14 protein-coding genes are annotated in these 19357 nt (G+C 56.4%); 4 read left to right on the top strand and 10 right to left on the bottom strand.

Translation table 11 applies throughout. From position 1 onward, the window contains the following. Positions 1-63 precede the first annotated feature (63 nt). The gene (locus ACW9KT_RS07585; protein ID WP_457078964.1) at positions 64-2640 is read right to left on the bottom strand and encodes a PEP/pyruvate-binding domain-containing protein; all 2577 of its coding nucleotides are present in this window, start codon (positions 2638-2640) and stop codon (positions 64-66) included. A 228-nt stretch (positions 2641-2868) separates the two neighbouring features. Then, positions 2869-3771, bottom strand: coding sequence for a hypothetical protein (locus ACW9KT_RS07580; RefSeq protein ID WP_457078962.1), 903 nt, complete (start codon positions 3769-3771; stop codon positions 2869-2871). A 42-nt stretch (positions 3772-3813) separates the two neighbouring features. Between ACW9KT_RS07580 and ACW9KT_RS07575 the strand changes: the two genes are divergently transcribed. After that, on the top strand, positions 3814-6090 hold the full coding sequence (locus ACW9KT_RS07575) for an efflux RND transporter permease subunit (protein WP_457078960.1): 2277 nt from the start codon (positions 3814-3816) through the stop codon (positions 6088-6090). A gap of 64 nt (positions 6091-6154) precedes the next feature. Here the strand turns inward: ACW9KT_RS07575 and ACW9KT_RS07570 are convergent, their stop codons facing one another. From ACW9KT_RS07570 to ACW9KT_RS07560, 3 genes are all read right to left on the bottom strand, one after another. Then, on the bottom strand, positions 6155-8881 hold the full coding sequence (locus ACW9KT_RS07570) for a cyclic nucleotide-binding domain-containing protein (protein ID WP_457078958.1): 2727 nt from the start codon (positions 8879-8881) through the stop codon (positions 6155-6157). Between the two features lie 75 nt (positions 8882-8956). Next, positions 8957-9652, bottom strand: coding sequence for an HAD family hydrolase (locus tag ACW9KT_RS07565; RefSeq protein ID WP_457078956.1), 696 nt, complete (start codon positions 9650-9652; stop codon positions 8957-8959). A gap of 13 nt (positions 9653-9665) precedes the next feature. Continuing rightward, positions 9666-10160 carry an NUDIX hydrolase gene (locus ACW9KT_RS07560; protein ID WP_457078954.1) on the bottom strand — a complete coding sequence of 165 codons (495 nt, stop codon included), beginning with the start codon at positions 10158-10160 and terminating at the stop codon, positions 9666-9668. Positions 10161-10212: 52 nt separating this feature from the next. On the opposite strand from ACW9KT_RS07560, the gene ACW9KT_RS07555 reads away from it, so the two are divergent. Continuing rightward, on the top strand, positions 10213-10857 hold the full coding sequence (locus ACW9KT_RS07555; protein WP_457078952.1) for a CatA-like O-acetyltransferase: 645 nt from the start codon (positions 10213-10215) through the stop codon (positions 10855-10857). An 87-nt stretch (positions 10858-10944) separates the two neighbouring features. On the opposite strand, the gene ACW9KT_RS07550 is transcribed toward ACW9KT_RS07555, so the two are convergent. The 4 genes from ACW9KT_RS07550 to pxpB all read right to left on the bottom strand — a co-directional run bounded on the left by ACW9KT_RS07550 (position 10945) and on the right by pxpB (position 14860). Continuing rightward, complete coding sequence (locus tag ACW9KT_RS07550; protein ID WP_457078950.1) at positions 10945-12135, bottom strand: NRAMP family divalent metal transporter; 1191 nt, start codon at positions 12133-12135, stop codon at positions 10945-10947. After that, entirely contained in the window at positions 12132-12914 is a 783-nt protein-coding gene (locus ACW9KT_RS07545) for a LamB/YcsF family protein (RefSeq protein ID WP_457078948.1), read from the bottom strand. Before ACW9KT_RS07545 ends, ACW9KT_RS07550 begins: the two co-directional genes overlap by 4 nt. Before the next feature lie 196 nt (positions 12915-13110). Further along, positions 13111-14127 (bottom strand): 5-oxoprolinase subunit C family protein, encoded by a 1017-nt coding sequence (locus tag ACW9KT_RS07540; RefSeq protein WP_457078946.1) that lies wholly within the window; start codon positions 14125-14127, stop codon positions 13111-13113. Next, complete coding sequence (pxpB, locus tag ACW9KT_RS07535) at positions 14117-14860, bottom strand: 5-oxoprolinase subunit PxpB (RefSeq protein WP_457078944.1); 744 nt, start codon at positions 14858-14860, stop codon at positions 14117-14119. The genes ACW9KT_RS07540 and pxpB overlap by 11 nt, the downstream gene beginning before the upstream one ends. Before the next feature lie 212 nt (positions 14861-15072). On the opposite strand from pxpB, the gene ACW9KT_RS07530 reads away from it, so the two are divergent. Together ACW9KT_RS07530 and ACW9KT_RS07525 are read left to right on the top strand one after the other, a co-directional pair. Next, positions 15073-15774 carry a PA2169 family four-helix-bundle protein gene (locus ACW9KT_RS07530; RefSeq protein WP_457078942.1) on the top strand — a complete coding sequence of 234 codons (702 nt, stop codon included), beginning with the start codon at positions 15073-15075 and terminating at the stop codon, positions 15772-15774. 183 nt (positions 15775-15957) lie between these two features. Beyond that, the gene (locus ACW9KT_RS07525) at positions 15958-18567 is read left to right on the top strand and encodes a M1 family metallopeptidase (protein ID WP_457078940.1); all 2610 of its coding nucleotides are present in this window, start codon (positions 15958-15960) and stop codon (positions 18565-18567) included. A gap of 44 nt (positions 18568-18611) precedes the next feature. Here the strand turns inward: ACW9KT_RS07525 and ACW9KT_RS07520 are convergent, their stop codons facing one another. Beyond that, positions 18612-19340, bottom strand: a complete 729-nt coding sequence (locus ACW9KT_RS07520; RefSeq protein WP_457078938.1) for an arylesterase — start codon at positions 19338-19340, stop codon at positions 18612-18614. Positions 19341-19357 lie beyond the last annotated feature (17 nt).

Raw genomic sequence — 19357 nt, 5'->3', positions numbered from 1 at the left:
CTTCGCTCTGCTCTGCATGACGTTCTAATAAGTTATTAAGGACTGCTTAGACACTTTCAGATTTTAAGAAGGTAGCAGTTCGATTTCGCCGGTTTCGCCGCTCATGCGGATTTGCTGGCCGGTTTGCAAATGCTTGGTCACGGCGGGTACGTTGATGATGGTTGGAATACCTAGCTCCCGCAATAGAATAACGGAGTGCGAAAGCGAGGAGCCCTTCTCGATAATAACGCCCCGGCACATCGGAAACAGGGCCGCCCAGCCAGGGTCGGTACGGAGGGCGCATACGATTTTGCCCGTCACATTCAGGTCGCCACCGGGGTCGGTGATGACGATGACCTCGCCCTCGGCCGTGCCGGGAAAGCAGCCGGTGCCCATCAACGTATCCGACCGGCTGGGGGGCAAATCGGGGCCGGTGGGCGGACTGGGAACGGTGACACGGGAAGGCACGTCTTCGCGGGCATACTGGGCAAATTGCGCGCGCCGCTGCTGCACTAATTGTTGCAGCTCCAGACCCGGCTGGGGGGCAAATGAGGTGGTTATTTCCTGTTCGGTCAGCCAGAAAATCTCCCGCGCTTCCTGCAATTTATTTTCTATCAGCAACTTGTCGCCCATTGCCAGATACAACGCCCGGTACATGCCAAACAGGCGCGTGCGCTCCAGCCGCAACGACTCGCGGTAGCGGATGGCGTGTTGTAGCTTGTTCAGGTTCGCCCACAAGCGTTTTCGAAACCAAATAGAGCGCTTAGTCAGTAGCGCAAGGAGCTCCGCGCGGGCCTGCTCGTGGAGGTGAGCTACGGGTTTGGTGGCGGGCAGTGGGGCGGGCTTGGTCAGCAGGAAATTGCGCAGATATTTGTAAAAAACAGCCGGCTCCACCCGCATCGTGGTGGTTTCCAGCTTCAGCTCGCCCACGGTGCGGTCGCCGTACTGCCCGATGAAGTCTTCTACGGCGCGGTAAAACTCGGGTGCCGTCTGTCGGACTTGCTCGTGCACATCAGGGGGCAAATCCAGAATCAGCTGGCGTAGGGTTTCCTGGGGCCAGGCTTGGCGGGCCAGGGCCTGCATCTGGTGCGTAGGCTGGGTGCTGGCAATCTGGTCGTCGCCGGACAGGTAGCGGCTCAGAAACTCATCCGTATCCTTAACACCCGCTTTTTTCAGGCCGCGGGCTACTTTGCCGTTATTCATCATCACAAAGAAGTCGTTGATGATGGGCGTAGTCCAGTTGCCGAGCAGCTGCGTGTCCAGCTCCGCTTTCACGCGCAGCAGCGCAGGGCCCTCGAGTGTGGTCAGGGGTTGGGCGTAGAAGTGCTGGTAGTGCTGCTGGAAGTGAGCATGGAAAGCCGGAATTGTGGTTTTCAACTGCGAGAAAGCCCGCAATAGCCGCAGCATATTTACGGCCAGGCTGGGCAGGAGCCGGAGTTTATCGGCCCAGGTTTTTTCCTGATCCTGCACAAAGTCTACAGGCTCTTCCAGGCCCATCATGCGTTCCATGTCGGCTTTATTTTGCCGAAAGGAAGGCAGCAATTGCAGGCCGCGGTACCAGTTGTTGATGTTGTAGTAAATCCGTCCCTTAACCAGACCCAACAGCTGCGAGACTACTCCGTGTTGGGCTGCAATCCGGGCTGGCGGCAACCCGAGCACGCGCATGGTTTGGGTGTACACAGTGGCGTAAGCGCGTTGGGCAAAGCTGAACGTGAGCGGCGTGGTCACCCCGCAGTAGCTTTCCTGAATGTTGGAATTGTCGTACACAACCACCTCCGGAATGGACTGGGTGATGGGCCGGGCCTGCACAATCCATAAGTCGCTGGCGGTGGCCACAAACTCCACGTCCTGAGGGCCGCCCAACTCCCGCTCCAATCGGCTACCGATAGCGAAAAGCTCGGTGAGCTGAGCAGGTGTTAGGCAAGGTTGGTCTTGGTCGGAAATAAGAACGTCGGCTGGTTGTAGGCCCGGCTGATTCAAGTCCACATTAGCACTGAGCTGCTGAGGCTTGTGGGCAATTTTGTGGCGGTGCAGCTGACCCGTTTTTTTAAAAAAATAGAATTCATCGGGCTCAAAAATGCCCCCCACCAGTCCTTCGCCGAAGCCCCAAACGGCGTGCACAGCCAGCTCCTGCGGATATTCGGGCAGCGTCGTAAAAAGCACTCCACTGGTCACGGGCATCACCTGCCGCTGCACAATAACCGCAGGCCGGGCTGCCGCTAAGCCTTTGAGCTGGCGGTAGCTATTTGCCCTTTCCGAATAAGCGCTGGCCGCACAATGAGCTACTGCGATGGCTACTTGGTCGGGTGTGGTCAGGTTTACGAAGGAGTCCATGAGGCCGGCAAAGGCTGTGTGTACCCCATCTTCGTCGGTAACGGAGGAGCGCACGACTACGGGCTGCTGCGGAAAATCCCAGCTAACGAGCAGGCGCACAAGCTGCTGGTGGTCAGCGGCGGCCAGCGAAAACTGAAACAGCCGCTCGCGTCGCTGAATGAGACCCTCGGAGTCGGTTGGCAGCCCTTGCAGCTCCGCATCGAACGTATCGGCCGGAATAACCAGAAAATCGGGAACGGGCACACTGGCTGCGCGCAGGCGGCGCAGGCCGTGCGCCTTGCCGCCCAGCGCCCGGTCAGCAGTAAGCTGAGAGCCGGATAGAATCATATAAGTGGTGTCAATTCGAAATAAAGATTGTTTATCATGTCGGCATTCTGCACCTCTACCTTGAATGGCTAATTAGCTATTTAGTAACTGACTTCAATAGGCAGTCATGCAGAGCAGAGCGGAGCATCTCGCGTGCGCCTTTAGATTAGTAATCAGACGTCAGCACGCAAGATGCTTCGCTCCGCTCTGCATGACTGCCTATATTTAGCCACCCTCAAGTACACAAGCTTACCATCGCAAGCTCACGATTACCGCTACATAGCTCACCAGCATAGCCAGCGATACTAGTAGCTCCGCTAGCCGCACTAGTTTCTCGCGGGGACGAACGAGGGCCGTACCGTACACGGCCACTGTCAGTATTAGCAGCCCGCCCAGGAGCAAAAAAGCTCCCCAGCCGGCACTCAGCTGCCAAAACAGACGGGCCTGTACCCCGGCGCTACTCAGCAGCACCAGCACCACCGCCGCTATGGCGCCGCCGTAGCCCAAGGTTTTGGAATAGGAATCAACGCCTTCCCGCTCGGCGGCGCTTGTCCGGATTTTGCGGGCCAACTCGAAGGCAAAGCCGCCCAGCAAGCTGAGCAGGGCCAGCAGCAGTCCGCCTTCTTGCCAGAATAAGATCATTGGAGCGTAAGCCAGCCACAGCCAGCTGATAACCAGCGGCATAATGACCATGTGGGAAATGGCATAGAGCAGCAGTCGGGCGCGCAGCCATTCGGCCACTCCAAACTCGTAGCGCATCAGCAGGCTGTAGCCCAATAATGGCCCCCAGCCCAACGTAGCGGGCCAGCCGCGGTGCACCGACCAAGCCAACTCCAGCGCGGCCCCCACCCAGGCCAGCACTTGCAGCTGCCCCAGGTTCACCCGACCCGATTGGAGCACCCGCTGCGGATACAGCACGGCGTCGGAGGCAAAATCCTTGATTTCATCGAACACCCGCAGCCGGAAAAAGAACGATATAGTGACCAAAATGCCCCCCAACTCGCTCAAACCGAAGCGTGGCAGCGGGCCAGTTGGGCCAGCAGCGGCGCGGCCCGCCACTGTGAATACCGTGGCAAACAGGATGGCAAACAACGCCATGTTGACGAGGGGAAAACGCTCGTGCAAATAGGCAGCTAGGTTTTTCAGGTTCATGATGCGGGAAGCGCTATTTTAGGCACCTCTTCCGGTGTAAAGATGAGCTTCCTCCACAAGATTCGCTACCTGTTGCTACTCTTAACTGTGGTAGCCTGCATGGCTTTGTGGCCGGGAGCAAAAGCCGCCGCAGTAGTAGACAACAACCTCTCGGCTTGGTTTCTAGATAAAGACTCCGCGCTGGCAGCCTACCACGACTTTCAGGCTCGCTTTGGCAACGACGAAGTGGTGATTCTGGTGGTGCAAGATGCCCATTCGGTCCTGGCCCCAGCCTACTTCCAAAAGTTCAGGGCGCTTACGGCGGAGCTGGAAAAACTGCCGGAAGTAGCCAGCGTCGTGGGCGCGGGCAACGCGACGCTGCCTGCCCGCACCAGCCTGTTGGGTGCAGCACCGCGCCCGGTGCTGCCACCTGGGGCCACGGCCAGCCGCGTGCGTGAGTCGCTACGGGAGCTGCCGACGCTGCGCCAGCAGTTGTTCACTGACGATTACCGCGCGGCTCGCTTTCTGGTGGTGCTGCGCCAGCTCCCCGATTTTGACAACCGGCGGGGGGCAATTTTGGAGAAAGTGCAGGCCGTAGTGTACCGGCATTTCACCCATGAGCAAGCATTTCTGGGCGGCGTGGGCGTCATCTATGCTGGTCTGAATGCCTTGTCTCAGCACGATTTCGGCTTGTTTCTGGGGCTGGGCTACTTGCTGATGTTTGCCATTTTCCTGGTCATCTACCGCAATTTTTACCTTCTACTCTATACCCTGGGCATCGTTGGGATAGCTACTTATCTCACCTTTGGCATCTATGGGGCGCTCGGCCACCGCATCAATCTGCTAACCGTGCTGCTGCCCATTATTATCATCCTGCTGGGCTTCATGGATTCCATGCACGTGGTGAATGAGCGCAACCTGCTGCCCACGGCCGCCACCGATTCGCCCCGCGACAGTGCGCTGCAAGCGTTACGCAACGTGTTTCAGCCCTGTCTGTTCACAATGTTTATCACCATTGCTGGTTTCCTGGCGCTGCTCACCAGCCCCATGGCCATTCTGAAAAACTTCGGCTTATTCGCGGCTCTGGGCATTGCGCTGTGCTTTGTGTTCACCTTTGTGCTGGGCGTGCTGGTGTTGCCCCTCACTCAGCCAGCGCCCCGCCCCACGCGGGCTACCAGCCAGGGTCTGCTTCGCTTTTATTCGTTTGTCCTAGCCAAGCGCCGGCTTTTTGCTGCTGGCTCAATGGTACTCACGCTAGGACTACTAGCCGGCACGCCCCAGCTTCGCAACGACACCTATACGCTGGGGTATCTACCTGATAACTACATAACTGTCACCGACCACCGGGCCATGGAAGCGGCGTGGGGTCCGTATATGCCCCTGGAGCTTTTGGTTGAGCCCAAGCCGGGTCTGGCACTGGACAGCGGCCGGGTACTACGGGCGGCCGTGGCGTTTGCCGACTCGGTGCGGACGGTGCCGGGAGTGGGGCGGGTATTTGGGTTTCAGTCCCTGTATCAGGCGGGGCTGGAAGCGCAGTTTCGGGGCAATGCTGGGCGGGCGCTTGGCAGCCAGGGGGCGCTGCGAGCAGTGCATCAGCAGCTTCACTCCAACTATCCAACTCTCACTCAGCAGTTTGTGCACGAATCCAGCGGCACCGGGCGTATTACGGTGTCGGGGCGCATGCTGTCGGCTCAGCAACTTACCGCCAAAATGGATACGGTGATGAGCATTGCGGCAGCTACGCTCGGGATGGTGGCCACCGTGACGCCGGCCGGCTACCAGCCTATGTATGCCCGCATCACCGACTACGTTACCACTTCACAAACCAATAGTCTGCTCACGTCCTTCGGGCTCGTGTTTTTGCTTACCTGGGGCTTTATCCGCAGCTTCCGGCTAGCACTTATTGCCGTGGTTCCCAATCTGTTTCCGGTGCTCGTGCTGCTTGGTCTGATGGGCTGGTGGGGCATCCCCCTCGACACGGCCACGGCCAGCATTGCCGCCATCGTGCTCAGCTTTTGCACCGATGACAGCATTCACTTTATTCACGCCTACCAGCAAAACCGCCACCGCGGCTTCTCGCCCGCGCAGGCCCGCCTGGCCACCGTCGCCCACATCGGCCCCACCATCCTCCTGACTAGCGTTATCCTTTTTTTAGGCTACACGGTAATGCTGCTGGCCTCGCTGAAAACGGTGCAGCTTTTTGGGTTGCTCACGGCTATTTCCATTGTCGGGGCCCTTTATGGCGAGTTGGTTATCTTCCCAATTGTGCTGGAACGGTTTGATCGTCGGGTGCGCACGACTACGTTGCTAGAAAAAGAAATGCCTCCAGTTAAAATCTGAAGGCATTCGTACGAACGATGTTTTACCAAGACGCTAAGCTGGGGAGCAAATTTGCCCCCTAGTGCTAGGCTGGATTGCTGAGTGGCGCTTGCGTTTGCATTTTCTCATTCTGCCGACGCAGGCGCTGGCACAGCACTTTCATAATGTTGCGCAGAACTTCACCACGCTCCTCCATCACATCGTAGAAATCTTCCTGATCGAGGCGGAAAGCAATTACCTCGCCGTGGGCCACGGCGGTAGCGGAGCGGGGTTCGGCGTCGAGCAGGGCTAGCTCACCAAAAAAGTCGCCTTTGTGGAAAGTGGTGAGGCGCTGGGCGCCGTTGAAAATCTCGACCTCGCCGGCATACACGATAAACAGAGACGTGCCCAAGTCGCCCTTAGAAAAAATCTTTTGCCCGTCCAGAAAACTAACTTCCTTCATGATGGGCACAATGCTGCTCAGCACGTTTTCGGGCGTCTCGGCAAACAGGGCAGTTTGCTGAAGCACGTGCACTCGGTCGCGGGCCGAAACGGAGTCAGTAGAGGCGTGGGTGTGGCTCATAAGCAAGGCAGGTAAGGCAGGCTCAGAATGCGTAAGCTGTTGATAAAGTTCGGGTTGGCGGTCCGCTACTTTTTTCACTACAAAGAAGGCACTTTCCTGAATAAGCAGGCTAGCACTATGCATATACGGCTGGATAGCGGGGAGTGTGCTGGCGTCGGGGTGCCAGTGCCGCAAGGCCACGCTGATGGTCCAGTCGGAGAAGAATGCTTCACCCTGCTGTATGATGAATGGCACCACGCGGGCTGGTTGCGTAATTGGTCCTAGCAATTGATCGAATACGCGCACTTTTTCGGCTACCGGCGCCACATCGAGGAGGGCTTGGAGGCCTTGGTAAAGCGAGCGGGGAATGATGTTGTCGAGAATTTCGAGGGCGTTGGCTTGCCGCTCACGTGCCGCGTGGGCTACACCGCGCTGGGCATCGGCAATGAGCTGGGGCGGATACAATTGCAGGAGAAGGCCAAAAATCCGCTGCTGTACTTTGGTCAGCTCGTATTGCAGGCAGCGGCGCAGCTCGTGATGGCTGAAGTCGGCTTCGCCGTGCAACAGCTGTTGGGCCAGCCGCATTTCTTCCTGCACCAACGCCTGAAATATGGACGCTTCGGCAGGCTGGGGGGCAAAATTGCGGAGTGCTCGCAAGGCGGCCTCGCGCCGGTGCAGGTTGGGCTGCCGGGCCAGCGCTACCAGCGCCTCCCGACTCTCGGGCAGCGGCAGCCGGGCACAAAGCTGGGCCACGCGCCGCACCAGCGCGTTGGGTGTATCGGCGGCGTTCAGGGTTTCTATAAACTCGGGCAAAGCGGCCGGTCCGAGTTGGAAAAGTCGCGCCGTGGCGGCTTTGCGTTGGGTTTTATCCTGTAGTGCTTCAATTAACTGCGGCACGTCGCCGAGGCTGGCCGTGAGTTGATCCTCCGATAAAGAGTCGCTGGATGAAGTTTCAGCGTCCGTCCCCCCGCCAAAGCGCCGACCGAGGGCATGCTGAAGCTCGGCCATATAGTGTCCGTAGGTGCGGTGCACGAAGAACAGCGCCCCAACGGCAAATAAGCCCATCCAGGCGAAGGGTACCCACTTATTTAGGTCCGACTGATCGTGCAGGGCAAACAGCAAAAAGCCCCCCAGACCCAGACCCAGCGGCTCGTAGAAGCCCTTGGCCCGCGTGTGCGCTCGCAGGCGCTCAGGGGGCGAAAGAGGCTGAAACAGCACCAGAAACACCGGATCGAATACCGCACGGCGCAGCACTTCCAGCCCCAGATACAAGCCGCAGAAGTACAGCAGCAGCACCGAATCATTAGCGCCGACCTGCCACAGCCCGCCAAATGCTAGCAAGCCCAGTAGCACCGCCACCGGCAGCAGCACCAGCATCCGCCGAATCCCGACGCGCTCCAGGGCCTTCTGGGTAAGCAGCATTTTGAAGAGCATGGCCAGCAAGTAAGTGACAATCAGCACGCTGCTGACGTAGCGCATCACGGTAGCCTGGTCATGAAACTTGTGCTTGACGTTGACAAAGAAGGAATACTCTACCCCCGCCGTGACGGCCGCAATGGCCGTGATACTCAGGCAGGTAGACAAAACCAATTGGCTATCCCCAAACCAGCGCTGCAAGCCCGGAGCCAGGCCAGTGACGCGTTGAGGTCTTGGAGCCGGCCGGGCCTCTACGGCGTGCGAGCTGAGCGTAGCGCGCAAGGTGTACAAAGCGCCCAAATAAGCACCAAAAGCCAGCAACAGCAGAAACAATAACTCAGTATGCGCGTGCACTAGCAAAGCCAAAACGGCCCCCAGTGCCTTAGCAGGCATATCGCCGGAGCCAATAAGCCCAAACAGACGCTTGCTCTGACGCACATCGAACACTACCGCCGACACACCCCAAAACTCCAGATTAGTAAGCAGATAGATAACCCGGTAGCCCGCCATAATTGCCACGGCCGCCGCCACTGAGTGCCCCACGGCCACCAGCACGCTGATTACGCCCGTAAAAGCCACCACTGCTAGTAACACCCGCACGGTGAGGCGCTGCAAGGGCAAGCGATGCTCGAAGTAGGTGTAAGCCTTGCCGGCGCCCATCATAGCCAGGGCGGCTATGCCGTAAGCTAGCGGCAGGTTGCGCTCAGGGTTGTTTTCGAGCAGGATAACGTTGGCCGACACGTACACCAGAACGGTGCCGATGCCCAACAGAAAGTTATGCAGAAAGAATAGCCATACCGTTTTGACCTCAGTCGCGCGCACGCCGATCAAATCGTACCACTTGGAAGCAAGCATGGATGAGCGTTAAGGAAGAAGTAGCAAGGTAGGCGTTCGGTGAGAAGTTGAACCGAAAGTAAATGGCGACTCCCCTTAATTTAGGTAGTTCAGCACATCGGTCATGGAAGCGGCTTCATAGAATGGCACGCCCTCCAGCTGCTCGGTGGGAATTTCTTCGTGTATCCAGTTGGCGTGATAGGGCACGTGTACGGCCCTTGCGCCCAGCTGAACTACCGGCAATACATCAGACTTCAGCGAGTTGCCAATCATGATGAATTCAGAGACTGGCACCCCGTAACGGGCTAAAATGCGCCGATACGTAGTCTCATTTTTCTCGCTTACTATCTCCACGTGGTCGAAGAAGTCGCCTAGGCCGGAGCGGGCAAGCTTGCTTTCCTGGTCAAACAAGTCGCCTTTGGTAAGCACCATAAGCGCCTGGCCGCGCTGCTTAAGCGTGCTCAGCACTTGCTCCACCCCCGGCAGCGGCTCAATGGGATAGTCGAGGAGGCGCTTGCCTAAGTCGATGATTTGCTGTATTTCGTGGCCGGCAACGTTCCCTTCAGTGAGTTGAATGGCCGTTTCAATCATCGACAGCATAAACGACTTGGCTCCGTAGCCAAACAGCTGCATATTACGCCGCTGCACCTCATACAGGTGCGGCCCGATGACGGCCGGGTCGCCGCAGCGAGTAAGAATGGCGAACAATTGCGCCTCCACATGGTCGAAGTGCGGCTGATTGGACCACAGTGTGTCGTCGGCGTCGAAGGCAATAAGTTGTGAAGCGGGCATTGTCTTAAGTTTGCTAGGAAATAATGGGCAATAACACGCCTTGTAGTTCATCGCGCATGACTAAGGGGCGCAGAGCAGCGTCGTAGGTCACGTCGAAGTGAAAGGCCCGATTGGCCAGTAAGTACTCGTAAATAAAATGATCGGTGAGCGGGGTAGGTACCACGGCCAGCTCAGCCTTCTCCACCCAAACTAGCGTGCCTTCCGAACAGGCCGGTGGCGGCACCCGGTCGATGTGGGCTTCAAATACGAAGCTGATCCAGTTGTAGTCGACGGGTGAAGTTTCGACTAGCATCCCCCGCCAGACCAACTCCTGCGGCTGTAAGCCGGTTTCTTCTTGCACTTCGCGAAAGGCAGCCTGTTGGGGGCTTTCGTACGGGTCTAATTTGCCCCCCACGGGCGTAAACAACCCCTGGTGGGGTGGCTTTAGTCGCTGAAGCAACAGGAAGGCGTCGGCGTGGCGCAACACACAGAGTACAGCTGTTTTCTTCAATCCGGGAGCTACGGTCATGGGAGGGGGATTTGTGGCCCTGAGTTGAGCGAAGTTACCGAACTTGCGGCTCATGAAACATCTGATTGACCTCACTCAGTGGCCCCGAAGGGAGCATTTCGCGTTTTTTTCCACCTTCGATGAGCCTTTTTTTGGACTGACGGCTAACGTAGACTGCACCCAAGCGTACGCCGAAGCCAAGCGGCAAGGAGTTCCTTTCTTTTTGTACTACCTGTATCACTCCTTGCAGGCAGCACAGGAAGTGGAGGAGTTTCGCTACCGCATCGAGGGCGACCAAGTAGTGTGCTACGACCGGGTGCACGCCTCCGCCACCATCGGCCGCCCCGACCACACGTTCGGCTTTTCCTTCATCGAGCTGCACGACTCCCTACCCGATTTTGTGGCCGCCGCCAACCGCGAAATAGAAGCCGTGCAGCAAAGCACCGGTCTGCGCCTTTCCGACAGCACCGCCCGCCCCGACGTACTGCACTGCTCGGCTGTTCCGTGGGTGCGCTTCACGGCACTGTCGCACGCCCGCAGCTTTCGCCACGCCGATAGTTGCCCCAAGATTTCCTATGGTCAGGTTTACCTCAAAGGCGCTACCCGCCTGCTGCCTATATCGGTGCATATACACCACGGCTTAGCTGACGGCTACCACGTAGGTTTGTTTCTGGAAGCTTTTCAGCGCCGGCTGAATGCTGGCAGCTCTGTGCTTTAGGCGGCTCATGAGACTAGAGCTGGAGAGCTAGTTCCCCTCCTCAGCTGAGGAGGGGAACTAGCTCTCCAGCTCTAGTCTCATACAGGATTAGCCAAACAAAGCCCCTATTTGCTGAGCAAATACCTGCGCGCTCAGCCACGTCATTACCAGCGCCACCAGCACACCCACCACGGCCAGCCATAGCGGGTGGCGATAGTCCCCTACTATTTTCTTACGGTAGGCGGCTACCAGCATCGTGCTCAGCGTGATGGGCAGGATGAACCCGTTCAGGGCGCCGGCCAGAATGAGTAGGCTGACGGGCTTGCCGATGGTGATAAAAATTAGGGTAGAAACGAAGATGAAGCCGATAATCAGGCGGTTTTCGTGGCGGCTGATGCTGGGATGCAAGGATTTCATAAACGAAACCGAGGTATACGCCGACCCAATAACCGACGTAACAGCCGCCGAAAACATTACCACACCAAATAGCTTGTAGCCAAAGTTGCCAGCAGCCAGCCGAAATACCGAAGCTGGCGGATTTTCAGCATCCAGCGTCAGCCCTTTGCTAACCACGCCCAGCGCCGCCAGAAACAGAAATACCCGAATAACTGACGCCACCGTGATGCCCGATATGGCGCTGGACATAACCTGAGGCAAAGCAGTGCGCCCTTTTATGCCGGCATCGAGCAGACGGTGGCCGCCGGCGAAGGTGATGTAGCCTCCCACCGTGCCGCCCACGAGCGTGACGATGGCCATAACATCTATTTTCTCGGGTACCAGCGTGCGGGCCAATGCTTCCCCCAACGGCGGCGCTGATGTTAAGGCTACGTAGACAATAATTAGAATCAGGACTAAGCCCATGATTTGAGCAAAGCGGTCCATGGCTTTGCCGGCTTCTTTCACCAGAAAAACACCGATAGTAAGGGCAGCGGCTACTGCGGCACCTGTTTCTACTGGAATTCCGAACAAGACTTGCAAGCCTAGCCCGGCTCCGCCCACGTTGCCAATATTGAAGGCTAGTCCGCCCAGCACAATGAGGGCGGAAATAAACGTTCCCAGGCCCGGCAGCACGGTATTGGCAATATCCGGCGCCCGCATTTCGGACACGGCAATAACCCGCCAGATGGTGAGTTGCACGCCCAGATCAATCAGTATAGAAGCTAGAATAACGAAGCCAAAATTGGCCCCCAGCGCTTGGGTAAAGACGGTAGTTTGGGTAAGAAAGCCCGGCCCGACGGCCGAAGTAGCCATTAGAAACGCGGCGCCCAGCAGCACGCTCCAGTTTTTGGGCTGCTTCATCGAGTTAACTTCTTGAAGTCGGCGTGCAGGCTGATTCCTTCCTGCTGAAGCGTTTGGTTGATGTGGCGAGCAAATTCCAGGGCGTGAGCACCGTCACCGTGAATGCAGATGGTATCGGCCCGGATGGCTACGTCGGTACCGTCTTGGGCGCGGACTTTACCGTCTTTCACCATACGCACGACTTGTTGGGCCGCCTCGGCGGCGGTGGTGAGCAGGGCGCCAGGCAGGCGGCGCGAGGTGAGCGTGCCGTCGGGTTGGTAGGTGCGGTCGGCGAAAACCTCGTGGGCCACTTGCAGGCCGAGCTCGGCGCCAGCCTTGGTCAGTTCGCTGCCGGCCAGGCCGTAGAGCACCAGTTCGGGGTTTACGCGGTACACAGCTTCGGCAATGGCTTCGGCCAGCGGCGCGCTGCTTGCGGCCATGTTATATAATGCGCCGTGCGGTTTTACGTGGTGGAGCGTACCGCCTTCGGTGGCCAAAAAGCCCCCCAGCGCCCCTATCTGGTACACTACCACGTCGAAGGCTTCCTGCGGGGAAACCGCCATGTCGCGCCGGCCGAAGCCCACCAGATCGGGCAGGCCGGGATGGGCGCCAATGGCGACGTTATGTTCCAGGGCGAGGCGCACGGTTTGGCGCATCACGGCGGGGTCGCCGGCGTGGAAGCCACAGGCAATATTGGCGGAGGTCACATAGGGCAGAATGGCCGCGTCGTTGCCCAGCGTGTAAGCGCCGAAGCTCTCCCCCATATCGCAGTTTAAATCGACAATAAATGATTGGCTCATCTATACTTTCTTATAATAGGAGATTCAAATTGGTGGTTATGCAGCGCGAAGTATTTCGCTTTCAGTCGCTTGATTATATAAGGCGGTCATGCAGAGGCGGAGCCGAAGCATCTCGCCTGCTGATGAGAGATTAGTACTATTGCTAAACACGCGAGATGCTTCGGCTCCGCCTCTGCATGACCGCCTTTTTGGTTACTTATTTCACACCTTTTTTAAGCCTTAGCACCTGCCGTAGCTGCCTAATATTCAATTCTTGCTGACAAAACAAACGTTGAGCCTCAGCCAGCGACACTTCCTGAAGGCGAAATTTGCCCCCCGGCGGCACTTGCGCTAGTTGCGAAAAATCGGCGGTAATAACCTGAGCAATGCGCGGGTAGCCGCCGGTAGTTTGGTGGTCGGCTAGCAACACTATTGGGTTGCCATCGGTGGGCACTTGCACGGTGCCGAAGGTAACGGCGCTGGACAGCATTTCGGCGGGCCGCGCCAGGGCCAGCGCACTGCCCGCACCACGCAGGCGGTAGCCCATACGGTCGGAGGCGAGTGTGACGGTGAATTCCTGCTGCCAGAAGTCGTGCTGACTAGCGGTTGTGAACAAATCGTATTCCGGGCCCCGCACGGCTCTAATTATGGGGTCGATTTGCAGAGTTGGATACAGCTCGGGGCTGGGGCTCCAGGCGGCTTGCGCCCAGGCCTGGGCCGGAGCAGCAGCAGTCAGGCGCTGCCCGAATTCCTTGGTCGCTCCTGTTGGCTGCGGGCACGGAAGTACGTCACCGGCTCGGAGTGTGCGGCCCTGCCAGCCGCCAATGCCAGCCCGCAGATACGTAGAAAATGAGCCCAGCACCCGTAGCACTTCAATGCCGCCAGATACGGCCAGATACGCGCGGCAACCCGCGCCCTGGGGGGCAAATTGCAGCACGCAGCCTGACTGCACGAAGATGGGCCGATTCATTTTTACCGGCTGGCCATTAATAGTGGGCGCCAGGTCGGCGCCGGTCAGAGCTATTGAGTGGTTGGCTTCAAATCGAATTTTGGGGCCGAGCAGCGTTATTTCTAGGCCCGGCGCGCCTTCCTCGTTGCCTACCAACAGGTTAGCGACGCGTAAAGCCAGCACATCCATGGCCCCACTCACGATGATACCTTCTTTCTGATGGCCAATTCGACCTAAATCCTGCACGGTGGTCAGGAGGCCGGGGCTGAGAATGCTAAGACTCATGTTCGCTTTGCTGCTCAAACTCGGCGGCCGAAATAGACACGAAACGCACCCGATCACCGGCCTGCAACAGGCTTGGGTTTACTCGCTGCGGATGAAAAAGGCGGCGCGGCGTGCGGCCAATCAGTTGCCAGCCACCAGGCGTGGGAATGGAGTAAACCCCCGTTTGCTGTCCCGCAATACCAACGGAGCCCGCTGGTACCAGCGGCCGGGGTTGGGCTTTGCGCGGAGTCGCGAGTTCAGTATGCATACCGGCCAAGTAAGGAAATCCGGGCGCAAAGCCAACCATAGCCACTACATACTTCGCTTGGGCGTGGAGCCGAATAACATGGGCAGCAGATAAGCCAGCATGGCGGGCTACGTCTTCCAAATCAGGCCCAAATTGCCCCCCATAGCACACCGGAATTTCGACTAACGTAGGCGCTGCCTCGGTAGCGGGCGCTTGGGCTTGTTCTAGCATTTCCTGCACGATTTCGGTAATACGCGCGTAAGGATCTAAGCGACCTTCTTCGCTGATTATCCAGGGGTTATAGTAAATAGTGAGAGTGGTATAGGCGGGTACATATTCCAGCACACCCTCGATATTTATTTGATCCAGATAGGTGCAGCAGGCCCGAATTCTCAGCTGGGTTGGGGTATCGAAGACGCTACTGAAGAGCAGCACAATGCCCGAGTCGCCCAGCGGATATAGATGGGGTTGCGGCTGCTCTATTTGCCCCCCAGAGTGGTTTTGCATCTGCTGCGTGCGTGTAAGACGGGTGCTCTTTCTGGCAACCCAGGGCTTGTGCTTTACCTCCTCAGTACTGGGAACGCATGGAGAAGACAGGTGGCGAAATGTAGCTAAAAAAGTGGCTTTATTGGCAAAATACCCCATTTAGAGCAAGCTCAACTTAACTACTTCGCGCTAGCTCCCGTAAGGTATACCTCATTATATCACTACATTGAATCATGGACCAGTCTCAACAATCACCACAAAATAACGCTTCGAGCCAATCTCAGGGCGCCGGCCAACTGCTCGATCAAGCTAAGCAATTGCTCAACAAAGGCAACGTGGGCGATTTGGTTAACCAACTACCTAATTCGGTAAAAGACTTAGGTACGAAAGCCACTTCAAGCTATAACAAGCTCAGCACTACCCAAAAAGTAGTAGGTGGAGCAGCTATTGCGCTGGGTGTAGGCCTTCTGCTCACCAATCGCAAAAAAGGCACCGGCGACAAAAAAGCCGACACGCTACATGAGCTGCTGCTCTTCGTAAATGACCGCATCGAAGGTTACAAAAAGGCAGCAGAAGAAAGCCAAGATTCAGAATTGCAGGGTTATTACAAGCAGCTTGTTTCTCAGAGCCAGCGTTTTGCAAACGAGCTAAACGACCACCTGCGTAAGCAAGGCGGCGAACGCGAAGAAGGCACCACTGTGAAGGGCAAAATTTATCGCCGTTTCATGGAAGCTTCTTCTGCCGTAACTGGCCACAGCGAAAAGACAATTTTGGCTACCAACATCCACGGTGAAATGTGGGCGCTGAAAGCCTACAAAGAAGCCCTGAGCGACCGTACGTTAACCGGTGTACTGCGCCAAGAAGTAGAGCGTCAGCACACGCAGTCGCAGCAGACGTATGACAGGTTGAAAAGCTTAGCTGAAAAGCAGCAATAGGCTAGTCATTAGCTTCGTAATTTAGGTCCCGTTGGGATGGCACTGAGTGTCATCTCCAACGGGGCTTTTTGCTATTATTCAGCAAGTGAGCTTTCTCCAAGTTAGGGCTATGAATTGGCGTTGAGTTACCGTCCAGCGTAGTCTTACACAGTTCCGCTCCTTTATTTTCGCAGTACTTTTTCCATGCAAAATCGCTTTAACAAATACCTGAGGAGTGGGATATTTTTCTTTCTCGCGGCTACGCTAATGCATTGCAGCACGGCCGTCAAAACAACAGATGTGATAGTAGAAAAAGGCGTATCGCAGGAGTTAGCTACTTACCGCAGCAAAGTGGTATCGGAGTTAGCGTATGCTCTGCACTTTGCTATTCCAGAGGCGAAGGAGCAACCCATTTCGGCTACCGAGTCTATCTCCTTCAAGCTAAATGAAAATAAAAGCCCCCTACAACTCGATTTCAAAGAAAACACCGCTCATTTGAAAAGTCTGGTCGTCAACGCGAAGCCCGTTGCCATCGACCACCGCAATGAGCATATTATCATTCCGGCAGCAAGCTTAAAAACCGGCAAGAATCAAGTTGATATAGAGTTTATCGCGGGCAATTTATCTCTGAATCGGAGCGACGATTTCCTCTACACGCTGCTCGTGCCCGACCGTGCACGCACTGTATTCCCCGTTTTCGATCAGCCTAGTTTAAAAGCCACTTTTCAGCTCACCCTGACTTTGCCTAAAGTGTGGCAGGCACTGGCTAACGGGCCGCTGCAAGACTCAGTGGTCACTGCCACCAACAAGACATTTCGCTTCGCTCCCTCAGACACCATCAGCACTTATTTATTCTCCTTCGCGGCCGGCGAATTTAAGCGTATTTCGCGCACAGAAAAGGGCCGCGTCATGCACTTCCTGCACCGCGAAACTGACCCCAGCAAATTGCGCCTGAGTCTGGACCCAATATTCCAGATTCACGGCGATGCGCTGGCGTTTATGCAGACCTATACGGGTATCCCCTACCCTTTCCAGAAGTTTGATTTTGTGGCCATCCCCGACTTCCAATACGGTGGTATGGAGCACGTGGGCGCCATCGATTATAAGGCCTCCACATTGTTCTTGGATGAGGGTGCTACGCAGGATCAGAAGCTAAGCCGCTCCAACCTTATTGCTCACGAAACCGCCCACATGTGGTTCGGTGATTTGGTGACCATGCAGTGGTTTAACGACGTGTGGATGAAGGAGGTATTTGCCAATTTCATGGCCGATAAAATCACTCAAATAGCTGTCAAAAACTCCAACTACGACTTAAAATTCGTGCTGGATCATTTCCCCGCCGCCTACGGCATCGACCGCACAGAAGGCGCCAATCCGATCCGGCAGCCGCTGGAGAACTTGCAGGATGCTGGCTCGCTTTATGGCAACATTATTTACCATAAAGCGCCCATCATGATGCGGCAATTGGAGCGCCTGATGGGACCCGAACAATTTCAGCTGGGTTTGCAGGATTATCTCAAAAAATATGCCTTCGGTAACGCCACCTGGCCCGACTTGATTAGTCTACTCGACGCCCGCACGCCAGCTGATTTGCAGGCCTGGAATCAGGTGTGGGTGAATGAGCCCGGCCGGCCCGTAATTAAGTACGATTTGCAGACGCTGGGCGGCAAAATTTCACAGCTGACCCTAACGCAAAAAGCCGAAGATAAGTCGGACCGAATCTGGCCGCAGCTATTCGAGGTCCTACTCGTGTACCCGACTGGTACCAAAGAATTTACCGTGACTATGGACCAGCGCGAAGTGGCACTAAAAGCCGTGGAAGGCGAGCCCGCGCCAACGTATATCCTGTTCAACTCCACGGGGCTGGGCTATGGACTATTTCCCGTAGACAAGAAAATGCCCCCCAGCGTATTTGGCCTGCAAAATCCGGTGGCGCGGGCGGCGGCTTATGTGAACCTCTACGAGAATATGCTGACTGGTCATGCCGTAACACCGTCGCAACTGTTGCAGCTTACGCGGCAGGGGTTGATCCAGGAAAAAGAGGAGCTAAACTTGCGGCTATTGACCAGTCAGCTAAGCGATATTTTCTGGAAGTTTTTGCCCCCCACAAAGCGCCCTGAACTTGCTGCTGATTTGGAGAAAGAGATTTGGCAAGCCCTACAGCAAAACCCAGCTACCAACGCCAAAAAGCAGTTATTTAAAGCATACCAATCGGTGGCACTAACCCCAGCTGCGCAAGCTAAACTGTATGAGATTTGGTCAGCAGAAAAAGCGCCAGACGGCGTCAAGTTAACCGAGGATGATTATACGTCTTTGGCCCTTGCACTAGCCGTGCGTGACTACGCCGCTGATGGTGAAATCTTGCAGAAACAGCTCGCCAGAATAAAGAACGCCGACCGCAAAAAGCGCATGGAATTTTTATTGCCCGCGCTGTCATCTAACGTAAAAACTCGGGACACATTTTTTGCCTCTTTGAAGGATGAAAAGAACCGAAGCAAAGAGGCTTGGGTAGTAGCGGCCTTGGGTTATCTGCATCATCCGCTGCGTGCCGCGACCTCCGAAAAGTATCTTGCAGAGAGTTTAAATCTGTTATCAGAGATTCAGCAGACGGGGGACATTTTCTTTCCGTATTCCTGGCTGCAAGCCACGTTTGGCGCTTACCAGAAACCGGCTGCGGCTCGCACAGTTCGCTCTTTTCTAGCCCAGCACCCGGAGTATAATCCGAAGCTGAAAGCGAAGATTCTGCAAGCCAGCGACGATTTATTTCGGGCTGAGAAATTAGTAGAATCGCAGCCCTCAGTGGTAGTTGAGTGAGTTTAATGTTCTGATTGAGCAAGTTGAACGATAGACTCACTAAATCACCATCTCACCACTAGCATTGCCGCTGCCTTAGCTGCTGCCGGAGCTTGTAGCAATGGCTGCAAAATATCCCACACCGTGCGGGCAATGAGGCGGTGGCCGGCGGGCGTGGGGTGAATGCCGTCGGGCTGGTTGAGCTTGGCTACTCCGCCCACGCCTTCGAGCAGGAAGGGAATGAGCACTAGGTCGTTTTCGCGGGCCAGATCGGCGTATACTTCCTTGAACTCGTTGGCATATTCGGCGCCGAGATTGGGCGGAATCTGCATGCCGGCCAGCACAATCTTGGTTTGGGGGCTGATGCGGCGCACGGTGTCGATGATGGCTTGTAGGTTGCGGCGCGTGTCGGTGAGCGGCAGGCCGCGCAGACCATCATTGCCCCCCAGTTCCAGCACAAACACCTCCACGGGCTGGCGCAGCACCCAGCCTACCCGGCTGCGGCCGCCGGCAGTTGTCTCGCCGCTGAGGCCGGCATTTATCACCTCGTAGCCCAAGCCGGCTGAGTCGATTTTTTGCCCGACCAATGCCGGAAAGGCTTCTTCCGGCTCTACGCCCAGGCCAGCCGTGAGACTATTACCAAAGAAGAGTATGGTTCTGGACTGCACGGTGGCAGCCTTGTTATCAGCGGCGGGTGGGGTGGCGGCGGATGTATTTGTTTGGGAATCAGAGTTGCCGCAGCTAGCCAGCGTGAGCAGGAGACAGCAACTAAATACAGACAATAGGGTTTTCATGCGTGGGGGGGCAATTT

The sequence above is a fragment of the Hymenobacter sp. HD11105 genome (assembly GCF_054051685.1).
This window is presented reverse-complemented; position numbering and strand designations above follow the sequence as displayed.